At 62.7% G+C, this 568-nt stretch carries 1 protein-coding gene; it reads right to left on the minus strand.

Features of this window, described 5'->3' with window-relative positions:
• Window positions 1-568: phosphopantetheine-binding protein (locus AC27IT_RS27945; RefSeq protein ID WP_487092284.1), on the minus strand; the 568-nt coding region annotated here is incomplete at both ends.

The following is a 568-nucleotide window of genomic DNA, read 5'->3' on the forward strand; positions in this document are numbered from 1 at the left end:
TCGCCTTCCACCTGCACCAGCTCCGGCATGTTGTAAAGCTGATCCGCTCCATCCAGCGTGTGCTGAATGAACAGCCGTTTCTGCGCGGAGGACAGAGGGTAGTACTCTCTCTCCTCCGCTTGAGGAATGGCCTCATGCTCCCGCCGTTCCATCCGGGCGATCGCCTCAGCCATCGCCGCAATCGTCGAGTGACGGAATACGTCGCGCAGCGGCAGGTTGACGTTTAATTCCTTAAATACCTTGCCCGCCAGCGTCGTCGCCCGCAGGGAGTGGCCGCCGATGTCGAAGAAGTTGTCGTGAACGCCAATCTCCTTCGCAAGCCCCAGCACCCCTTGCCAAGTCGCCGCCAGCTTCGGTTCCAGCTCATTGCGCGGTGCGACGTACTCCGTTCCGCTTCCCGCTTCCCCTTCCGGCGCCGGCAGCGCCTTCCGGTCAATCTTTCCGTTCGGCGTCAGAGGCAGGCGCTCCAGCTCCACGAAGTACGACGGGATCATGTACCCCGGCAGCTCCTGCGCCAGCGCGCTGCGCAAATCGTTCACCGCCAACTCCGCTCCGGTATCCAGCGTGT

It is taken from the genome of Brevibacillus sp. YAE8 (assembly GCF_057543335.1).